Genomic DNA, 16,243 nt, shown 5'->3' with positions numbered 1-16,243 from the left:
AGCCCGTCTCATGCGTATCGGCGAATTAGCCCAGGCCAGCCAGGTCAGCCGCGACACCTTGCGCTTCTATGAGCAGCGCGGGTTGATCGCCGCGCAACGCAGCGCCAACGGTTACCGCGACTACCCGCCGGACATGCTGCAACTGGTGCTCTATATCAAGACTGCGCAGCGCCTGGGTTTCAGCCTCGGCGAGATCGGCACCAGCGTCGCCGCCTTATGGCAGGCGCCCGATCCCGACGCTGCCGTCACACAATTGCTGCAAGACAAGCTCAACCTGATCGAAACCCGCATCACTGAACTCGGCCATCTGCGCCAGGAGTTGCAGCAAAGGCTCGGGCAACGTTGTCCACTGAATCCGTGAACCTCCACTCCAAAGGAAGCCCTTCATGTCTACGCCAAAAACCGCACTGATCATCGGCGCCTCGCGCGGCCTGGGCCTTGGCCTGGTCAAGCAACTGCTGCAGGACGGCTGGGAGGTGACCGCCACCGTGCGCGACCCGAACAAGGCCGATGCGCTCAAAGCCGTGGGCCAGGTGCAGATCGAGAAGCTGGACATGGACGATCAACAAGCCGTGATCGCCTTGGCCCAACGCCTGAAGGAGCGCACCTTCGACCTGCTGTTCGTCAACGCCGGCGTCAAAGGCCCTGCCAACCAGGAGCCGGGCCACGCCACCCTGGCGGAAGTCGGCCAACTGTTTTTCACCAACGCCGTGGCGCCGATCAACCTGGCCCAGCGCTTTGTCGGGCAGATCCGCAAAGACACCGGCGTGCTGGCGTTCATGAGTTCGGTGCTGGGCAGCGTGACTATTCCCGATGGCTCCGACCTGGCGCTGTACAAGGCCAGCAAGGCTGCACTCAACTCCATGACCAACAGCTTTATCACGCAACTGGGCGACCATAAGCTCACCGTGCTGTCGCTGCATCCGGGCTGGGTGAAAACCGACATGGGCGGCGAAAACGCGCACATCGATGTCGACACCAGCGTGCGCGGCCTGGTGGATCAGGTGAATGCCTACACCGGCAAAGGCGGCCATCACTTCGTGGACTACAAGGGCGACACCATCGCCTGGTAACAGCTCGGTCCAACCTGTGGGAGCGGGCTTGCCCGCGATGGTCTCAAGAGCACCTCGCTCCTACAGATAGACCTGATCATGGACTACACGTAAACTCTGCTCCTCGCCCTCACCGGCGACCCTGGATCAGCAGACAGGGCAACACTGAGCTGGCAAACCTGAACCCATCATTCAGAGGAGCCGGCCAATGCCTGCGACCCGTATCTGGTTAAAAAACCCCCTCGCGATCTTCACCGCCAATGGCCTCGACGCCCGTGGTGGCCTGGTGCTGCAAGACGGTGTGATCACCGAAGTGCTGGGCTTGGGAAAAGAGCCCACCGTGCCGTGCGGACAAGTATTCGATGCACGCGAACATGTGATCCTGCCGGGGCTGATCAACACTCACCATCACTTCTACCAAACCCTGACCCGCGCCTGGGCGCCGGTGGTCAACCAGCCGCTCTTCCCGTGGCTGAAAACCCTGTACCCGGTCTGGGCACGCCTGACCCCGGAAAAACTCGCGCTGGCGTCCAAAGTCGCCTTGGCTGAATTGCTGCTGTCTGGCTGCACCACCGCGGCAGATCACCATTACCTGTTCCCCGAAGGCCTTGAAAACGCCATCGACGTGCAGGTGCAAAGCGTGCGCGAACTGGGCATGCGCGCCATGCTCACTCGCGGCTCCATGAGCCTGGGCGAAGCGGATGGCGGCCTGCCGCCGCAGCAAACCGTGCAGCAAGGCCAGGTGATCCTCGAAGACAGCCAGCGCCTGATCCGCGAATACCACCAGCGCGGCGATGGCGCGCAAATCCAGATCGCCCTGGCGCCCTGCTCGCCGTTTTCGGTCACCCCGGAAATCATGCAAGCCAGCGCCGAACTGGCCAACAGCCTCGACGTGCGCCTGCACACGCACCTGGCCGAAACCCTCGACGAAGAAGACTTCTGCCTGCAGCGTTTCGGGCTGCGCACGGTGGACTACCTCGACAGCGTCGGCTGGCTCGGCCCACGCACCTGGCTGGCCCACGGCATTCACTTCAACCCGGACGAGATCGCCCGCCTGGGCGCCGCCGGCACCGGTATCTGCCATTGCCCAAGCTCGAATATGCGCCTGGCTTCCGGCATCTGCCCGACCCTGGACCTGCTCGCCGCCGGCGCGCCGATTGGCCTGGGCGTCGACGGTTCGGCCTCCAACGATGCCTCGAACATGATCCTCGAAGCGCGCCAGGCCCTGTACATCCAGCGCCTGCGTTACGGCGCAGAAAAGATCACCCCGGAAGGCGTGCTGGGCTGGGCCACCAAAGGCTCGGCGCAGTTGCTGGGGCGCACGGATATCGGTGAGTTGGCCGTGGGCAAACAGGCTGACCTGGCGCTGTTCAAACTCGATGAGCTGCGTTTTTCCGGCAGCCATGACCCGATTTCGGCGCTGCTGCTGTGCGGCGCCGACCGCGCGGATCGGGTGATGATCGGCGGCAAGTGGCGGGTGATCGATGGGCAGGTTGAAGGGCTGGACCTGAAAGGCTTGATTGCCGATCACAGCCAGGCGGCGAAACAACTGATCGCCGGCACCTGAGCCCTGCACAAAGCCAACTGTGGGAGCTGGCTTGCCTGCGATGCAGACACCTCGGTCTATTAGCCATACCGAGTGGATGCCATCGCGGGCAAGCCCGACTCCCACATGGGATTTAGGGTGTGCTTGAGGGCCGGTTACACCCCAAGCAACGACAACATGATAAAGGTCGCAAACAACACATGTGGGAGCTGGCTTGCCTGCGATGCAGGCACCTCGGTCTTTCAGCCATACCGAGTTAATGCCATCGCGGGCAAGCCCGACTCCCACATGGGATTTAGGGTGTGCTTGAGGGCCGGTTACACCCCAAGCAACGACAACATGATAAAGGTCGCAAACAACACAAAGTGCGTCATCCCTTCGATGGCATTGGTTTCGCCATCATTGAGGTTGATCGCACTCACCACCAGTGTGATCAACACCATCACGGTCTGCACCGGGGTCATCGCCATCTGGAACGGCTGGCCGGTGTAGAGCGCCATGGCTTCCATCACCGGCACCGTCAAAATCACCGTCGACAACGATGCACCCAGTGCGATGTTGACCACCGACTGCATGCGGTTAGCCAAGGCTGCACGCAATGCCGTCAGAATTTCCGGCGCGGCCGAAATCGCCGCCACCACAATCGCGGTAATCACCGGCGGTGCGCCCGTACCTTCCAGGCCCAGGTCGAGGGTCTTGGACATCACCTCGGCCAATGCGCCAATCACAATCACGCCAAACACCAACGTACCGATGGAAAACGCCAGGTTGATCGGCGGCTCCTGCTGTTCTTCCGGCTGCTTTTTTCGGCGTTTTTCCGGGTAGCTATAGCTGAAGAAGTAACTGTGTGGCCCGACCTGCATGCGCAGGAACAGGGTGTAGAGCAACACCATCGCGCCGATGGTGAAGGCCGAGTAAATTTTCCAGTCAGCCTCGGGAATAAACTCCGGCACCACCATCGATACGCCCATGGCGGTGAGGATCATCACGCTGTAACTGCGTGCCGAGTCATCGTTGTAGGACTGTTCACCATGCTTGATGCCGCCCATCAGCGCGGCCAGGCCAAGGATGCCGTTGATATCGAGCATCACCGCCGAATAGATCGTGTCACGTACCAAAGTCGGCGAGGGCTCGTTGCTCATCATGATCGCCAGGATCACCACTTCCACCAGCACGGCGGCGAGGGTGAGGATCATGGTGCCGTAAGGGTCACCGACCTTTTCCGCCAGTTGCTCGGCGTGGTGGGCGACGCGCATCGACGCCATGACAATAAAAGCGATGAGCGCCAAGCCGCCCAGCAGGGCGATCATCTGCCCGCTGTGCAGCATCCAGTGCTCCAACGGGTAGGCGGCGATGGCGGCGATCAACGCCAGCCACATGAATTTTTCTTGCTTGAGGGATGTGAGCATTCCGGGCCTTTTTGTGCAGCAAATCAGTCATTGATGGGGTACAGACTGCACCACGTCGCTAACGTTTCGTTACACCTTAGTTCAGATGGCCCTTGCGCGAATAAAACCAATACTCTCCTGCTGGTCAGGTTTTGCCGACTATTTCAGCCATGGCCTGTAGAATGCCGCCATTGCACCTGATGAGAATTTAGAACATGTACGATTGGCTCAACGCCCTGCCCAAGGCTGAATTGCACCTGCACCTGGAAGGCTCGCTGGAGCCTGAGTTGCTGTTTGCCCTGGCCGAACGCAACAAGATTGCACTGCCGTGGAATGACGTCGAAACCCTGCGCAAGGCCTACGCCTTCAACAACCTGCAAGAGTTTCTCGACCTGTATTACAAAGGCGCCGATGTGCTGCGCACGTCCCAGGATTTCTATGACCTGACCTGGGCCTACCTGCTGCGCTGCAAAGAACAGAACGTGATCCACACCGAACCGTTCTTCGACCCGCAGACCCACACCGACCGTGGCGTGCCATTCGAAGTGGTGCTCAACGGCATCGCCGCTGCGCTCAAAGATGGCGAGCAGCAACTGGGTATCACCAGCGGTTTGATCCTGAGCTTCCTGCGCCACCTGAGCGAAGCCGAAGCCGAGAAAACCCTCGACCAGGCGCTGCCGTTCCGTGACGCGTTTGTGGCCGTCGGCCTGGACAGCTCGGAAATGGGTCACCCACCGAGCAAGTTCCAGCGCGTGTTCGACCGTGCCCGCCATGAAGGCTTCCTTACCGTGGCCCACGCCGGCGAAGAAGGCCCGCCCGAGTACATCTGGGAGGCCATCGACCTGCTGAAAATCCAGCGTATCGACCATGGCGTACGCGCCATCGAAGACGAACGCTTGATGCAGCGCATCATCGACGAGCAGATCCCGCTGACCGTGTGCCCACTGTCCAACACCAAGCTCTGTGTGTTCGACGACATGGCCCAGCACAACATCCTCGACATGCTTGAGCGTGGCGTGAAGGTGACGGTGAACTCGGATGACCCGGCGTACTTCGGCGGCTATGTCACCGAGAACTTCCACGCGCTGTACACCTCCCTGGGCATGACCCAGGACCAGGCCAAACGCCTGGCGCAGAACAGCCTGGATGCGCGGCTCGTGAAGCCATAACTGCATAAACGCAGTTCAAATAATGTGGGAGCTGGCTTGCCAGCTCCCACATTGACCTCATCAGCCTTGAGATTGGGTCAGTTCTTCCAGGGTCTTGCCCTTGGTCTCCATCCCAAACACCCACACCACCAGCGCCGCCACCGCAAAACACAGCGCCCCCAAGGCAAACACCCCACCCTGCCCGGTTATCGGAAACACCAGCCCGGTTACCAACGGCCCCAGCAATGACCCGACCCGGCCAATCGCCGAGGCAAACCCGGAACCGGTGGCCCGCGCCGAAGTGGGATACAGCTCCGGCGTGTAGGTGTACAGCACCGCCCACATGCCAAACAGAAAGAACTGCATCAACAACCCCGAGGTAATCAGCAGCCCCACGTTGCCGCCAAACACCGCGCTCTGCCCATACAGAAACGCCATCACCCCGCCGCCCAGCAATGTCACCACACACACCGGTTTACGGCCCCAACGTTCCACCAGCCAGGCCGCCATCAAGAAGCCCGGTATCCCGCCCAGGGAAATGATCACCGTGTAATACACCGATTGCGTCACGGCAAAACCCGACTGCTGCAACAGCGCACTCAGCCAGGAGGTCAGCCCGTAGAAACCCAGCAAGGCAAAAAACCACACGCTCCAGATCATCATCGTGCGTTGGCGATACTGCGCCGACCACAACTGCTGGAACGCCGAGAAAAACGTGCCCGGCACGCTCTCAACCCGCGGCAAGGCAATCGGCTCCGGCAAGTCCGTACGCCCCAGCGAGTCGCGGACCTTCTGCTCAATGCCGAGCAACACCTTGTCCGCCGCTGCATGCCGCCCGGCCTGTTCCAGCCAGCGTGGCGATTCCGGGATAAAAAAACGAATCGCCAGCACAAACACCGCCGGTACCGCCAACACCAGGAAGATGTCGCGCCAGCCAATCACCGGCAGCAAAAAGTAGGACAGCACACCCGCCGCCACAAACCCCAGCGGCCAGAAGCCATCCATCAAGGCGATATATCGCCCACGGCCCTTGGCGGGAATCAGCTCCGAGAGCATCGACTGCGCAATCGGGAATTCCATACCCATGCCGATCCCCAGCAGGATGCGAAACAGCGTCAGCGTTTCCACCGTCTGCGCCGTGGAGCACAGGTAACTGGCGACGCCCCACAACACGATGCTCCACTGAAACACCGGCTTGCGCCCGAAACGGTCAGCCAACATGCCGGACAAGGACGCACCGACCACCATGCCGAAAAAACTCGAACTGGCGAGTAACCCGGCCTGGGCCGTGCTCAGGCCGAACTCGGTTTTTATCGAGCCCAACAGGAAGGTCATCATCGCCAGGTCCATGGAGTCGAAAAAAAACGCCAAGGCGATGATGATGAAAATGATTCGGTGGTAACCGCTGATGGGCAACCGTTCCAGCCGTTCCGCTGCGCTATAGCCTTGCATACCCATGCCATACCCCCCGAGTGAAAAATCCCCAAGGCGAGTGTGCGGCATCGTTTTACCCGATTATTGCTGGATACGACCTGACTGAAACTCTGAACGACGCACGCACCTACGCCGTGGCCAGACGGTTGATTTCCGCAAGCCCCAGGTCGGTCACCAGCAAGGCACGCGACTCGTTGACCGCGTTGATCCAGCCGCACTGCAAAAACAACTGCAACAACCCGGCCCCCAATGCCCCCCCCAGGTGCGGCTGCTGCTGGCTCCAGTCAAAACAGTCGCAGGCCAACGGCGCAGACAGTGCCTGGATAAAGATGCCCAGGGTCGCGAAATGCTGCGCGCCGGTGACGGTCACGTCGGTACGCTGTTCGTAGCGGTCGATCCAGCCGGCCTCCAGCATGCGCTGATAAAGCCCCGCTGCCAGTTCACCGCCCAGATGCCCCTGGCACAAACGCGCGCGCCGCAACGGCGGCGGCGCCAGGGATACTCGCGGGGAAACCTGCGGAGCGTTGCGTGCGGCACAGGCCAAGGTGGTACAGGCCAATGCGTCGACGGCCGCACAGACATCCACGGCGGCCATGCGAAACAGGCGCTTGCCGCGCTTGGCCTCGCTGCGCAGCAAACCGCTGCCGATAAGGCGCGCAAGATGCGCATTGGCCGACGCGGCGGACAGCCCGGCGAGCATAGCCAGTTCGTCTGCGGTTTTCGCCGAACCGTCCATCAGTGACCAGAGCATGGCGGTGCGCTTGGGCTCAGCGAGCAAGCTGGCGATCTGACTGATGCAAGGTGCTTCTTCCATGTATTCACTCCTTGTAAATCATTTGTCTGCTGCGGTTGGAACCAAAGTATAGGGGCGCAAACCGCCCATTCCGCGGCGTCCGACAGCGCGAATGGGGACAGGCTCTGAGTGAAATTTCTGGCTTTGGTGGAGGCTATTGCCTAACGCTCTATCGCCCCGGCCTTTGCGCGGTCAAAGCCGCACAACGGGACACGAGCATTTCCCGCAGCAGGTTAATGGGTTTACTCAACTGAGCACGGTGGGCGCACAGCAGGTTGAGCGGCGTGCGCTCGCCGCGTAGCTCCGGCAACACCAGGCGCAAACGCCCCGCGAGCACGTCGGTGCTCACATCCAGCCACGACTTGTAGGCAATGCCGACACCCGCCACCGCCCAGCGGCGCACCACATCGGCGTCGTCACTGAAGCGATCACCGCTTACCGTCAGGCCGACCTCGCGCTTGCCGTCGTAAAAACCCCAGTGGTCGTGGACACGGCTGCCCAGCATGTACAACAGGCAATTGTGCTGCGCCAACTGCTCAAGATGCCGGGGCTCGCCATGCCGTGCCAGGTAGCTGGGTGCGGCGCACAGCACGCGAATGTTGTCCGGGGCGATGGGCAGCGCGACCAGGCTGGAATCTTCAGGCTCGCCGTAGCGCAGGGCGATATCCACCGGCTGGCGGAACAGGTCGGCAATGCGGTCGCCCAGCCGCAGGCGGATGTTCAATTGCGGGTATTCAAGCTGAAACTCATCCAGCCACGGCAGTAACTGGTTGCGCCCGAAATCCGACGGCGCCGACAGTTGCAGCACACCGCTGACATGGTCCTGGCCGCTGGCCAATAAGCGCCGCCCTTCGTCCAGCGAACTCAACGCGGCGCGGGCATATTCCAAAAACCCCTCGCCTTCGGCAGTCAGGCGCAAACTGCGGGTGGAGCGCGCCAGCAAGCGCGTGCCCAGTTGCTGTTCGATACGCTTGAGCGCCGCGCTCGCCACGGCAGGCGAGAGGTCCATGATGCGTGCAGCGGCCGACAAACTGCCGAGGTCCGCCGCCCGCACAAACAACTGCAAATCATCAAAACGCAGCATGTACCCTCGCCTATTATCAAAATTCTATTGAAACAGACTGCTGTTTTAGCCGCTTTTATCTGTGCTGAAAATAGCTAATCATCTGTCCATCCCGTTCACCACGTGTCTGGAGTTGAATATGTCCGCTGCCTTTAACGTCATCGCCACGCTGATCGCCAAACCCGGCCAGCAGGCCAAGTTGGAAACCCTGCTGCGCGGCCTGTTGGAACCGACTCGCCTGGAAGCCGGTTGCGAGCAGTACGACCTGCACCAGGACCTGCAACACCCGGAAACCTTCTACATGCTCGAACGCTGGAGCGACGACGCGGCGCTGGCCGATCACGACCAGAGCGCGCATATCCAAAGCTTCCGCGCCAAGGCTGCGGATGTGCTCGAACATTTCGAACTCAAGCGCCTGCAATTTCTTGCCTGATCACCCCATCAGCAAGTTTTTGTGGCGAGTACGCTTGCTTGCGCTGGAGTGCGAAGCGCTTACCGACAGGTTTTGGGGCTGCTTCGCAGCCCAGCGGGAGCAAGCTCCCTCGCCACATTTAGCCTGACTCTCGACCACCTTCTTTACTCGGAGCCAATATGAAAGCCATTGCCTACTACGCCTCACTGCCGATCAGCGACGAAAAATCCCTGCAAGACATCCAATTGCCGGAGCCGGTCGCCGGCCCGCGTGACCTGCTGGTGGAAGTCAAAGCCATCTCGGTCAACCCGGTGGACACCAAAGTGCGCCAGAACGTCGCCCCGGAAAACGGCGCGGCCAAGGTACTGGGTTGGGACGTGGCCGGTGTGGTCAAGGCGGTCGGCAGCGAAGTGACGCTGTTCAAGGCGGGCGACAAGGTGTTCTACGCCGGTTCCCTGGTGCGCCCAGGCGGCAACAGCGAACTGCACACCGTGGATGAACGCATCGTCGGCCATATGCCCAAGAGCCTGGGTTTTGCCGAAGCCGCCGCACTGCCACTCACCGCCATCACCGCCTGGGAGCTGCTGTTCGAGCGCCTGCAAGTGCGTGAAGGTAAAGAAGATGAAGGCCAGAGCCTGCTGATCGTCGGCGCTGCCGGCGGTGTGGGTTCGATCCTGACCCAGTTGGCCAAGCAGCTCACCGCATTGAACGTTATCGGCACCGCCTCACGCCCGGAAACCCAGGAATGGGCCAAGGCGCTCGGCGCCGATGTGGTGATCGATCACAGCCAGCCACTGAGCGAGGCGTTGAAAAATGCCGGCCAGGCGCAGGTAACCCACGTCGCCAGCCTGACCCAGACCGACCATCACTTGGACGAACTGGTCGAAGCCCTGCAGCCGCAAGGCAAGCTGGCGTTGATCGACGACCCCAAGGTGCTGGATGTGAGCAAACTCAAGCGCAAGAGCCTGTCACTGCACTGGGAGTTCATGTACACACGCTCGATGTTCGAGACGCCGGACATGATCGAACAGCACAATCTGCTCAACCGCGTGGCCGAACTGATCGACGCCGGCACCTTGAAAACCACGGTGGGCGAGCACTTCGGCGTGATCAACGCAGCCAACCTGCGCCGCGCCCATGCGCTGCTGGAAAGCGGCAAGGCCAAGGGCAAGATCGTATTGGAAGGGTTCTAACAAGTAGCTGTCAGAGTCGTCCATTATTCATGTGAGTAATGGACGACACCGCTAGTCAGAGAGTTGATCTTTGTCATATTTGCGAACGCATTCAGGTTTATATTGGCCGCCTTTGCCACGATTCTTTTACGTGAGGAAGTCAGCAATGAAGATCCTGATAAGAGCGTTAGCAAAATCCCCAGGCAACAAATGGCAGGTCAGCCTCGACGGTGACGCCTTCACCTTCCGCAGTGAGGCCGAGGCCCGCGCCTTTGCCGACACCCTGCAAGCCCGCATCCAGGCGCCCCACCGCATTCCCCTCAGCCAGCAACGCTCCGCCGCCGGCTGATTAGCACCTCAGACCTGCGCCTGCGCGGCCCTCGCCCGTTGCAGGCGCTGGGTCGACACCGCAATCGTCACCGCCAATACACCGCACAAGCTGATGACCATCGCCATCGGCATCGCCGTGCCGTCGTGCAACACGCCGACCAAGGACGCCGCGCCTGCCGCCACACCAAACTGAATGCAACCGAGCAATGCCGAGGCGCTGCCGGCCCGTGCGCCCTGCCCGGCCATGGCACACGCCGAGGTGTTGGGCAAAATGCAGCCCAGGCTGGCGATGCAGATAAACAGCGGCACCAGTAACGGCCATAAAGCCTCGGTACGCAGCGCGGCAATGGCCAACAGCGTCAACGCCGCCGCCACGTAGACCCACACGGTGCGCGACAGCAGAAACGCCGGGCCACGCTTGGCCAGCAACCGCGCATTAAGCTGCGCTACCAGGATAAAGCCGGCGGCATTGGAGCCAAATACCCAGCCGTAATGCTCGGCGGGCACGCCATAGAGTTTGATAAAGACGAACGGGGAACCGGCGATGTAGGCAAACATCCCGGCAATCGAGATACCACCGGTGAGGGCGTAGCCCAGATAAACCCGGTCCGACAACAGGCTGACATAGCGGCTCAGCGAGCCGGACAGCGGTTGACGCGGCTTATCGGCCGGCAAGGTTTCCGGCAACCCGACCGCCACGGCGATGGCCGCCATCACGCTGAAAATCGACAACGCGAGGAAAATCGACTGCCAGCCCCACAGGCCGACCATCACCCCACCCGCCAACGGCGCGAGGATCGGCGCCAGGCCGGTCACCAGCATCAGCTGCGAATAGACTTTGGCCGAGCCCACGGCATCACATTTGTCGCTGACCACCGCCCGCGAAATCACCATGCCCGCGCAGCCGCCAAGGGCTTGCACAAAACGCGCGCCGATCAACCAGTCCAGGGACGGCGCGTAGGCGCAGGCGAAGGACGCCAGGGTAAACAGGGTCACGCCACTGAGCAGCGGCACGCGCCGGCCAAAGCGATCCGCCAGCGGCCCGTAGATCAATTGGCCGATGGCCAGGCCGCCGAAATACACGGCGAGGGTCAGCTGGATGTGTTTTTCGTCGGTGGCAAAAGCGGTGGCCATCGCCGGAAAGCCCGGCAGGTAAAAATCGATCGCCAACGGCGCGAAGGCGCTCAAGGCGCCCAGAATCAGGATTATGCGGAGGTTCATCAGACACCCAAGTGAGTCGGCAGCCCGACAGTCTAGCCGCGCTTGGGTGTGATGAACATTACGATAGCTCGCTAACTATCGGAAATTTTACGCGAGCTTGGCGCTGTAGCCTTCTTCGGTGATCAGCGCGATGACTTGCTCGTCGGACAGCCGGCTTTCAACCCCGACTTCCTTGGCGGCCAGGTTGACGTTGACGCTCGCCGCCGGGTCCTGGCTGTGTACTGCTTGAGTGACCGCCCGAACACAATGGCCGCAGGTCATTCCTTCAACACTGAATACTTGCATGACATGACTCCTTTGATGAGGTTGGCGCCAGTCTCGACCTTGCCACGATGGCAAGGTCAAGCGCTCAAAATTGCGACCGGGCTGGTATTCCAGCGTTGCCTCGGCCAAGCTTCATGCATCTTGGATTTGAACCACGGAGCATTCGCCATGCGCTGGTCGTTTTTTAGCCTTATCGGCCTGTTGAGCTTGTCCGCCGCTGCGCCCATGGCGTACGCGGACCAGGACTATGCGGTGTTGATCATTTCCCGCGAGCGCCTGGAAGTGCCGACCAATTGCGAAATCGGCCTGTATATCCAGGACCAGTTGGCCGGGCGCCTGTTCCAGGAACAGGCCACCTCGTTCAACTTGCCGGCGGGCAATGTGTCGCTGCGCCTCAAGCTGCTGCCGGGTCAATCGCCAGGTTGCCTGCCGGGCATGCTCGCACCGCCTGCGCAGAACATCACGTTGAAGGCCGGAGACATACGCAAACTGCGTATCGCCCAAGGCCCGGACGGTATGTACCTTAAACCCGCCGCACTGGAGTATTAAAGGCGCTTGACCTTCCCCGCAGGTCAAGGTTGATGCTAGGGGCAACTTCTCTGGAGGACTGCCCCATGAATGGATCCACCACCTTTGACCTGCCCATCAGCGGCATGACCTGCGCCAGCTGTGCCGGGCGTGTCGAGCGCGCGCTGGGCAAGGTGCCGGGGGTGCAAAGCGTCAGCGTCAACCTGGCCAACGAACGTGCCCACGTCGAAGTACTCGGCCAGATGGACCCCGGCGTGCTGATCGCCGCCGTCGACAAGGCCGGCTACACCGCCACCCTGCCGCAAAGCGAGACCGTCACCGACGCTAAACAGGCCCAGCGTCTGCACCACGAGCGCTGGTCGTTGTTGTTGGCCATCGCGTTGGCGCTGCCATTGGTGCTGCCGATGCTGGTGGAGCCGTTCGGCCTGCATTGGATGCTCCCGGCCTGGGTGCAATTCGCGCTGGCCACTCCCGTGCAATTCATCTTTGGCGCACGCTTCTATATAGCCGCCTGGAAAGCCGTGCGCGCCGGTGCTGGCAATATGGACCTGCTGGTGGCCATCGGCACCAGCGCCGGTTATGGCCTGAGCATTTATGAATGGCTCACCGCGCCCGTGGGCACTATGCCGCACCTGTATTTCGAAGCCTCGGCCGTGGTGATCGCCCTGGTGTTGCTGGGCAAATACCTCGAAAGCCGCGCCAAGCGCCAGACCGCCAGCGCCATCCGTGTCCTCGAAGCCCTGCGCCCGGAACGCGCGATTCGCGTGTTTGAAGGCCGTGAAGAAGACGTCGCCATCACTGCGCTGAAGCTCGACGACCTGGTGCTGGTCAAACCCGGCGAGCGCTTCCCGGTGGACGGCGAAGTGGTGGACGGCCAAAGCCATGCCGACGAGGCCTTGATCAGCGGCGAGAGCCTGCCGGTGCCGAAACAGCCGGGCGACAAGATCACCGGCGGCGCCATTAATGGCGAAGGCCGCTTGCTGGTACGCACCCAGGCGCTGGGTGCAGAAAGTGTGCTGGCGCGAATCATCCGTCTGGTGGAAGACGCCCAGTCTGCCAAGGCACCGATCCAGAAACTGGTGGATAAAGTCAGCCAGGTCTTTGTGCCGACCGTGCTGGTGCTGGCCTTGGTTACGCTGGTGGGGTGGTGGTTGTACGGCGCTTCACTGGAAACCGCGATCATCAATGCCGTCGCGGTGCTGGTGATTGCTTGCCCATGCGCCCTGGGCCTGGCCACACCGACCGCCATCATGGCCGGCACCGGCGTGGCGGCGCGCTATGGCATCCTGATCAAGGACGCCGAAGCGCTGGAACGTGCCCATGCCGTCAGCGCGGTGGTGTTCGACAAGACCGGCACACTCACCTCCGGCGCGCCAAAAATTGCGCACCTGGCCGCGGTGGATGGCAATGAAGATTTATTGCTGCAACAGGCTGGCGCCTTGCAACGCGGCAGCGAGCACCCGTTGGCCAAGGCCGTGCTGGATGCGTGTGGTGAAAAAGGGCTGATCGTGGCGGACGTGAGCGCCAGCCAATCGCTGACCGGACGCGGCATTGCTGGCACTTTGGATGGCCGTGAACTGGCCTTGGGCAACCGCCGCATGCTCGAAGAGAACGGCTTGAGCGCAGGTGAGCTGGCCGAGTCTGCCAACGCCTGGGAAGCCGAAGGCCGCACCTTGTCGTGGTTGATTGAACAAGGCGCACAACCACGCGTGTTGGGGCTGTTTGCGTTTGGCGACACCCTCAAGCCCGGCGCATTGGAAGCCGTGGAACAACTCAAGGCTCAGCACATCAGCAGCCACTTGCTCACCGGCGATAATCGCGGCAGTGCCCGCGTGGTCGCCCTGGCGCTGGGCATCGATGATGTACACGCCGAAGTGCTGCCAGCCGACAAGGCCGCGACGGTGGCCGAGCTGAAAAAGACCGGCGTCGTCGCCATGGTCGGCGATGGCATCAACGACGCCCCGGCCCTGGCCGCCGCCGATATCGGCATCGCCATGGGCGGCGGTACCGATGTGGCTATGCACGCCGCCGGGATCACGCTGATGCGTGGCGACCCGCGCCTGGTGCCGGCCGCGCTGGAGATCAGCCGCAAGACCTACGCAAAAATCCGCCAGAACCTGTTCTGGGCCTTTGTGTATAACTTGATCGGCATTCCGCTGGCTGCCTTTGGCCTGCTCAACCCGGTGCTCGCAGGTGCGGCCATGGCCTTGTCCAGCGTCAGCGTGGTGAGCAATGCGTTATTGTTGAAAACCTGGAAACCGAGCATTTGGAAACCGGAGCAATTGGAGGACAAGCGCCCATGAACATAGGCCAAGCCGCCCGCCAGAGCGGGCTGAGCGCCAAGATGATTCGCTACTACGAATCCATCGGCCTGCTCAAAGCCGCGCACCGCACCGACAGCGGCTACCGCGTGTATGGCAGCGATGACTTGCACACGTTGGCGTTTATCAAACGCTCGCGGGATCTGGGGTTTTCGTTGGAAGAAGTCGGCAAGCTGCTGACCCTGTGGCAAGACCGCCAGCGGGCCAGCGCCGACGTAAAAGCCCTGGCGCGCCAGCACATCGAGGCGCTGAACCAGAAGATTCTGGAGCTGGGGCAATTGCGCGACACGTTGCAGGACCTGGTGGAACACTGCCAGGGTGACCATCGGCCGGATTGCCCGATACTCAAGGAGTTGGCGTCGGGCAGCTGTTGCGCCTGATCAGCTCTGCACAAAACAAATATGGGAACAGGCTTATGTGGCGGCTGCCTTATGTGGCGGCTGCCTTATGTGGGAGCTGGCTTATGTGGGAGCTGGCTTATGTGGGAGCTGGCTTGCCTGCGATTGCATCACCGCGATTTAACTGACATACCGAGGTGTCTGCATCGCAGGCAAGCCAGCTCCCACACAAGCCAGCTCCCACAACAAGCCAGCTCCCACACTTTTTAGATCTCCAATTGCCGGGAGATCACTGCATCCAAGGCGGCGGCGGTTCTTCCGCAGTCTTGCTCGGTGGCGCATCATCCGCCGCCCGAACCGCTTGCTTGCGCTCTTCATCCAGCCGCGCCGCTTCGATTTCGCGGATCACACCGCCCACATCCGCCAGCTCTTCCGGCTCATCAAACTCGCCGGTCAACACGCTGGCCGGGTGCAAGGTGCCGGCTTCGTACAGTGCCCACATTTCCTTGGCGTACTTGGTCTTCTTCAACTCCGGGGCAAAACGCCCGAAGTAGGAAGCCATGTTGCCCACATCCCGCTCCAGCATGCTGAATGCGTGGTTGTTGCCCGCCGCATCCACTGCCTGGGGCAGGTCGATGATCACCGGGCCGGTCGGCGTGAGCAGTACGTTGAACTCGGACAGGTCACCGTGCACCAGGCCAGTACACAGCATCAGCACGATCTGGGAAATCAGGAAGGCGTGATATTCGCGCGCCTGGTCCGGCTCCAGCGTTACGTCGTTAAGACGCGGCGCTGCATCGCCGTACTCGTCGGCCACCAGTTCCATCAGCAGCACGCCTTCCAGGAAGTCGAACGGCTGAGGCACGCGAACGCCCGCGCCGGCGAGGCGGAACAACGCCGCCACTTCGGCGTTTTGCCAAGCGTCTTCGGTTTCTTTCTTGCCGAACTTGGAGCCTTTGGCCATGGCCCGGGCCTGGCGGCTGTTACGAACCTTACGGCCTTCCTGGTATTCGGATGCCTGACGAAAACTTCGTTTATTCGCCTCCTTGTAAACCTTGGCGCAACGCAATTCATTGCCGCAGCGCACCACATAAACAGCTGCTTCTTTACCGCTCATGAGAGGGCGCAGCACTTCGTCGACCAGACCGTCTTCGATCAGGGGTTCAATGCGTTTAGGAGTCTTCATCAGCTTTTATTGTGGGTCCTTTATTACCAAATACGCGTATGGCACTC

General features: G+C 61.3%; 17 protein-coding genes. 10 read left to right on the top strand and 7 right to left on the bottom strand.

Features of this window, described 5'->3' with window-relative positions; all coding sequences use genetic code 11:
• Positions 1-10 precede the first annotated feature (10 nt).
• From HU759_RS04255 to HU759_RS04245, 3 genes are all read left to right on the top strand, one after another.
• Positions 11-361, top strand: coding sequence for a MerR family transcriptional regulator (locus HU759_RS04255; RefSeq protein WP_099550558.1), 351 nt, complete (start codon positions 11-13; stop codon positions 359-361).
• A gap of 25 nt (positions 362-386) precedes the next feature.
• Positions 387-1,073: an SDR family oxidoreductase gene (locus tag HU759_RS04250; RefSeq protein WP_017134720.1), complete on the top strand. Its 687-nt coding sequence runs from the start codon at positions 387-389 to the stop codon at positions 1,071-1,073.
• A gap of 187 nt (positions 1,074-1,260) precedes the next feature.
• A complete protein-coding gene (locus HU759_RS04245; protein ID WP_170040932.1) occupies positions 1,261-2,619 on the top strand; it encodes an 8-oxoguanine deaminase in 1,359 nt (452 codons plus the stop codon).
• 296 nt (positions 2,620-2,915) lie between these two features.
• Here HU759_RS04245 and HU759_RS04240 read toward each other — a convergent pair whose 3' ends face one another.
• On the bottom strand, positions 2,916-4,007 hold the full coding sequence (locus tag HU759_RS04240) for a calcium:proton antiporter (protein ID WP_056860419.1): 1,092 nt from the start codon (positions 4,005-4,007) through the stop codon (positions 2,916-2,918).
• Between the two features lie 194 nt (positions 4,008-4,201).
• Between HU759_RS04240 and HU759_RS04235 the strand changes: the two genes are divergently transcribed.
• Positions 4,202-5,155: an adenosine deaminase gene (locus tag HU759_RS04235; RefSeq protein WP_017134717.1), complete on the top strand. Its 954-nt coding sequence runs from the start codon at positions 4,202-4,204 to the stop codon at positions 5,153-5,155.
• 60 nt (positions 5,156-5,215) lie between these two features.
• On the opposite strand, the gene HU759_RS04230 is transcribed toward HU759_RS04235, so the two are convergent.
• From HU759_RS04230 to HU759_RS04220, 3 genes are all read right to left on the bottom strand, one after another.
• Positions 5,216-6,592, bottom strand: coding sequence for an MFS transporter (locus HU759_RS04230; protein ID WP_026013501.1), 1,377 nt, complete (start codon positions 6,590-6,592; stop codon positions 5,216-5,218).
• A gap of 103 nt (positions 6,593-6,695) precedes the next feature.
• Positions 6,696-7,382 (bottom strand): helix-turn-helix transcriptional regulator, encoded by a 687-nt coding sequence (locus HU759_RS04225; protein ID WP_099550554.1) that lies wholly within the window; start codon positions 7,380-7,382, stop codon positions 6,696-6,698.
• A 148-nt stretch (positions 7,383-7,530) separates the two neighbouring features.
• Positions 7,531-8,445, bottom strand: coding sequence for a LysR family transcriptional regulator (locus HU759_RS04220; RefSeq protein WP_170040931.1), 915 nt, complete (start codon positions 8,443-8,445; stop codon positions 7,531-7,533).
• 118 nt (positions 8,446-8,563) lie between these two features.
• Between HU759_RS04220 and HU759_RS04215 the strand changes: the two genes are divergently transcribed.
• The 3 genes from HU759_RS04215 to HU759_RS04205 all read left to right on the top strand — a co-directional run bounded on the left by HU759_RS04215 (position 8,564) and on the right by HU759_RS04205 (position 10,357).
• The gene (locus HU759_RS04215; protein ID WP_017134713.1) at positions 8,564-8,857 is read left to right on the top strand and encodes a putative quinol monooxygenase; all 294 of its coding nucleotides are present in this window, start codon (positions 8,564-8,566) and stop codon (positions 8,855-8,857) included.
• A 158-nt stretch (positions 8,858-9,015) separates the two neighbouring features.
• Positions 9,016-10,029: a zinc-binding alcohol dehydrogenase family protein gene (locus HU759_RS04210; RefSeq protein ID WP_017134712.1), complete on the top strand. Its 1,014-nt coding sequence runs from the start codon at positions 9,016-9,018 to the stop codon at positions 10,027-10,029.
• A 145-nt stretch (positions 10,030-10,174) separates the two neighbouring features.
• Entirely contained in the window at positions 10,175-10,357 is a 183-nt protein-coding gene (locus HU759_RS04205) for a hypothetical protein (protein WP_017134711.1), read from the top strand.
• A gap of 8 nt (positions 10,358-10,365) precedes the next feature.
• Here the strand turns inward: HU759_RS04205 and HU759_RS04200 are convergent, their stop codons facing one another.
• Positions 10,366-11,559, bottom strand: coding sequence for a multidrug effflux MFS transporter (locus HU759_RS04200; RefSeq protein ID WP_017134710.1), 1,194 nt, complete (start codon positions 11,557-11,559; stop codon positions 10,366-10,368).
• Between the two features lie 87 nt (positions 11,560-11,646).
• Complete coding sequence (locus HU759_RS04195) at positions 11,647-11,844, bottom strand: cation transporter (RefSeq protein WP_017134709.1); 198 nt, start codon at positions 11,842-11,844, stop codon at positions 11,647-11,649.
• A gap of 147 nt (positions 11,845-11,991) precedes the next feature.
• Here HU759_RS04195 and HU759_RS04190 point away from each other — a divergent pair, with 147 nt between their 5' ends.
• From HU759_RS04190 to cueR, 3 genes are all read left to right on the top strand, one after another.
• The gene (locus HU759_RS04190; RefSeq protein ID WP_017134708.1) at positions 11,992-12,372 is read left to right on the top strand and encodes a hypothetical protein; all 381 of its coding nucleotides are present in this window, start codon (positions 11,992-11,994) and stop codon (positions 12,370-12,372) included.
• A gap of 65 nt (positions 12,373-12,437) precedes the next feature.
• Complete coding sequence (locus tag HU759_RS04185; protein ID WP_170040930.1) at positions 12,438-14,654, top strand: heavy metal translocating P-type ATPase; 2,217 nt, start codon at positions 12,438-12,440, stop codon at positions 14,652-14,654.
• The gene (gene cueR, locus HU759_RS04180; RefSeq protein WP_138451223.1) at positions 14,651-15,052 is read left to right on the top strand and encodes a Cu(I)-responsive transcriptional regulator; all 402 of its coding nucleotides are present in this window, start codon (positions 14,651-14,653) and stop codon (positions 15,050-15,052) included. Before HU759_RS04185 ends, cueR begins: the two co-directional genes overlap by 4 nt.
• Positions 15,053-15,299: 247 nt before the next feature.
• On the opposite strand, the gene HU759_RS04175 is transcribed toward cueR, so the two are convergent.
• The gene (locus tag HU759_RS04175) at positions 15,300-16,196 is read right to left on the bottom strand and encodes a PA4780 family RIO1-like protein kinase (protein WP_017134705.1); all 897 of its coding nucleotides are present in this window, start codon (positions 16,194-16,196) and stop codon (positions 15,300-15,302) included.
• Positions 16,197-16,243: the final 47 nt, after the last annotated feature.

This window comes from Pseudomonas sp. OE 28.3, from assembly GCF_014268205.2.
Classification (GTDB): domain Bacteria; phylum Pseudomonadota; class Gammaproteobacteria; order Pseudomonadales; family Pseudomonadaceae; genus Aquipseudomonas; species Aquipseudomonas edaphica.
This window is presented reverse-complemented; position numbering and strand designations above follow the sequence as displayed.

Coding starts and splice junctions, on each gene's coding strand:
- HU759_RS04190 (WP_017134708.1), top strand. CDS start 11,992: ATGCGCTGGTCGTTTTTTAGCCTTATCGGCCTGTTGAGCTTGTCCGCC.
- HU759_RS04195 (WP_017134709.1), bottom strand. CDS start 11,844: ATGCAAGTATTCAGTGTTGAAGGAATGACCTGCGGCCATTGTGTTCGG.
- HU759_RS04215 (WP_017134713.1), top strand. CDS start 8,564: ATGTCCGCTGCCTTTAACGTCATCGCCACGCTGATCGCCAAACCCGGC.
- HU759_RS04205 (WP_017134711.1), top strand. CDS start 10,175: ATGAAGATCCTGATAAGAGCGTTAGCAAAATCCCCAGGCAACAAATGG.
- HU759_RS04230 (WP_026013501.1), bottom strand. CDS start 6,592: ATGGGTATGCAAGGCTATAGCGCAGCGGAACGGCTGGAACGGTTGCCC.
- HU759_RS04175 (WP_017134705.1), bottom strand. CDS start 16,196: ATGAAGACTCCTAAACGCATTGAACCCCTGATCGAAGACGGTCTGGTC.
- HU759_RS04245 (WP_170040932.1), top strand. CDS start 1,261: ATGCCTGCGACCCGTATCTGGTTAAAAAACCCCCTCGCGATCTTCACC.
- cueR (WP_138451223.1), top strand. CDS start 14,651: ATGAACATAGGCCAAGCCGCCCGCCAGAGCGGGCTGAGCGCCAAGATG.
- HU759_RS04185 (WP_170040930.1), top strand. CDS start 12,438: ATGAATGGATCCACCACCTTTGACCTGCCCATCAGCGGCATGACCTGC.
- HU759_RS04200 (WP_017134710.1), bottom strand. CDS start 11,559: ATGAACCTCCGCATAATCCTGATTCTGGGCGCCTTGAGCGCCTTCGCG.
- HU759_RS04240 (WP_056860419.1), bottom strand. CDS start 4,007: ATGCTCACATCCCTCAAGCAAGAAAAATTCATGTGGCTGGCGTTGATC.
- HU759_RS04220 (WP_170040931.1), bottom strand. CDS start 8,445: ATGCTGCGTTTTGATGATTTGCAGTTGTTTGTGCGGGCGGCGGACCTC.
- HU759_RS04250 (WP_017134720.1), top strand. CDS start 387: ATGTCTACGCCAAAAACCGCACTGATCATCGGCGCCTCGCGCGGCCTG.
- HU759_RS04235 (WP_017134717.1), top strand. CDS start 4,202: ATGTACGATTGGCTCAACGCCCTGCCCAAGGCTGAATTGCACCTGCAC.
- HU759_RS04225 (WP_099550554.1), bottom strand. CDS start 7,382: ATGGAAGAAGCACCTTGCATCAGTCAGATCGCCAGCTTGCTCGCTGAG.
- HU759_RS04255 (WP_099550558.1), top strand. CDS start 11: ATGCGTATCGGCGAATTAGCCCAGGCCAGCCAGGTCAGCCGCGACACC.
- HU759_RS04210 (WP_017134712.1), top strand. CDS start 9,016: ATGAAAGCCATTGCCTACTACGCCTCACTGCCGATCAGCGACGAAAAA.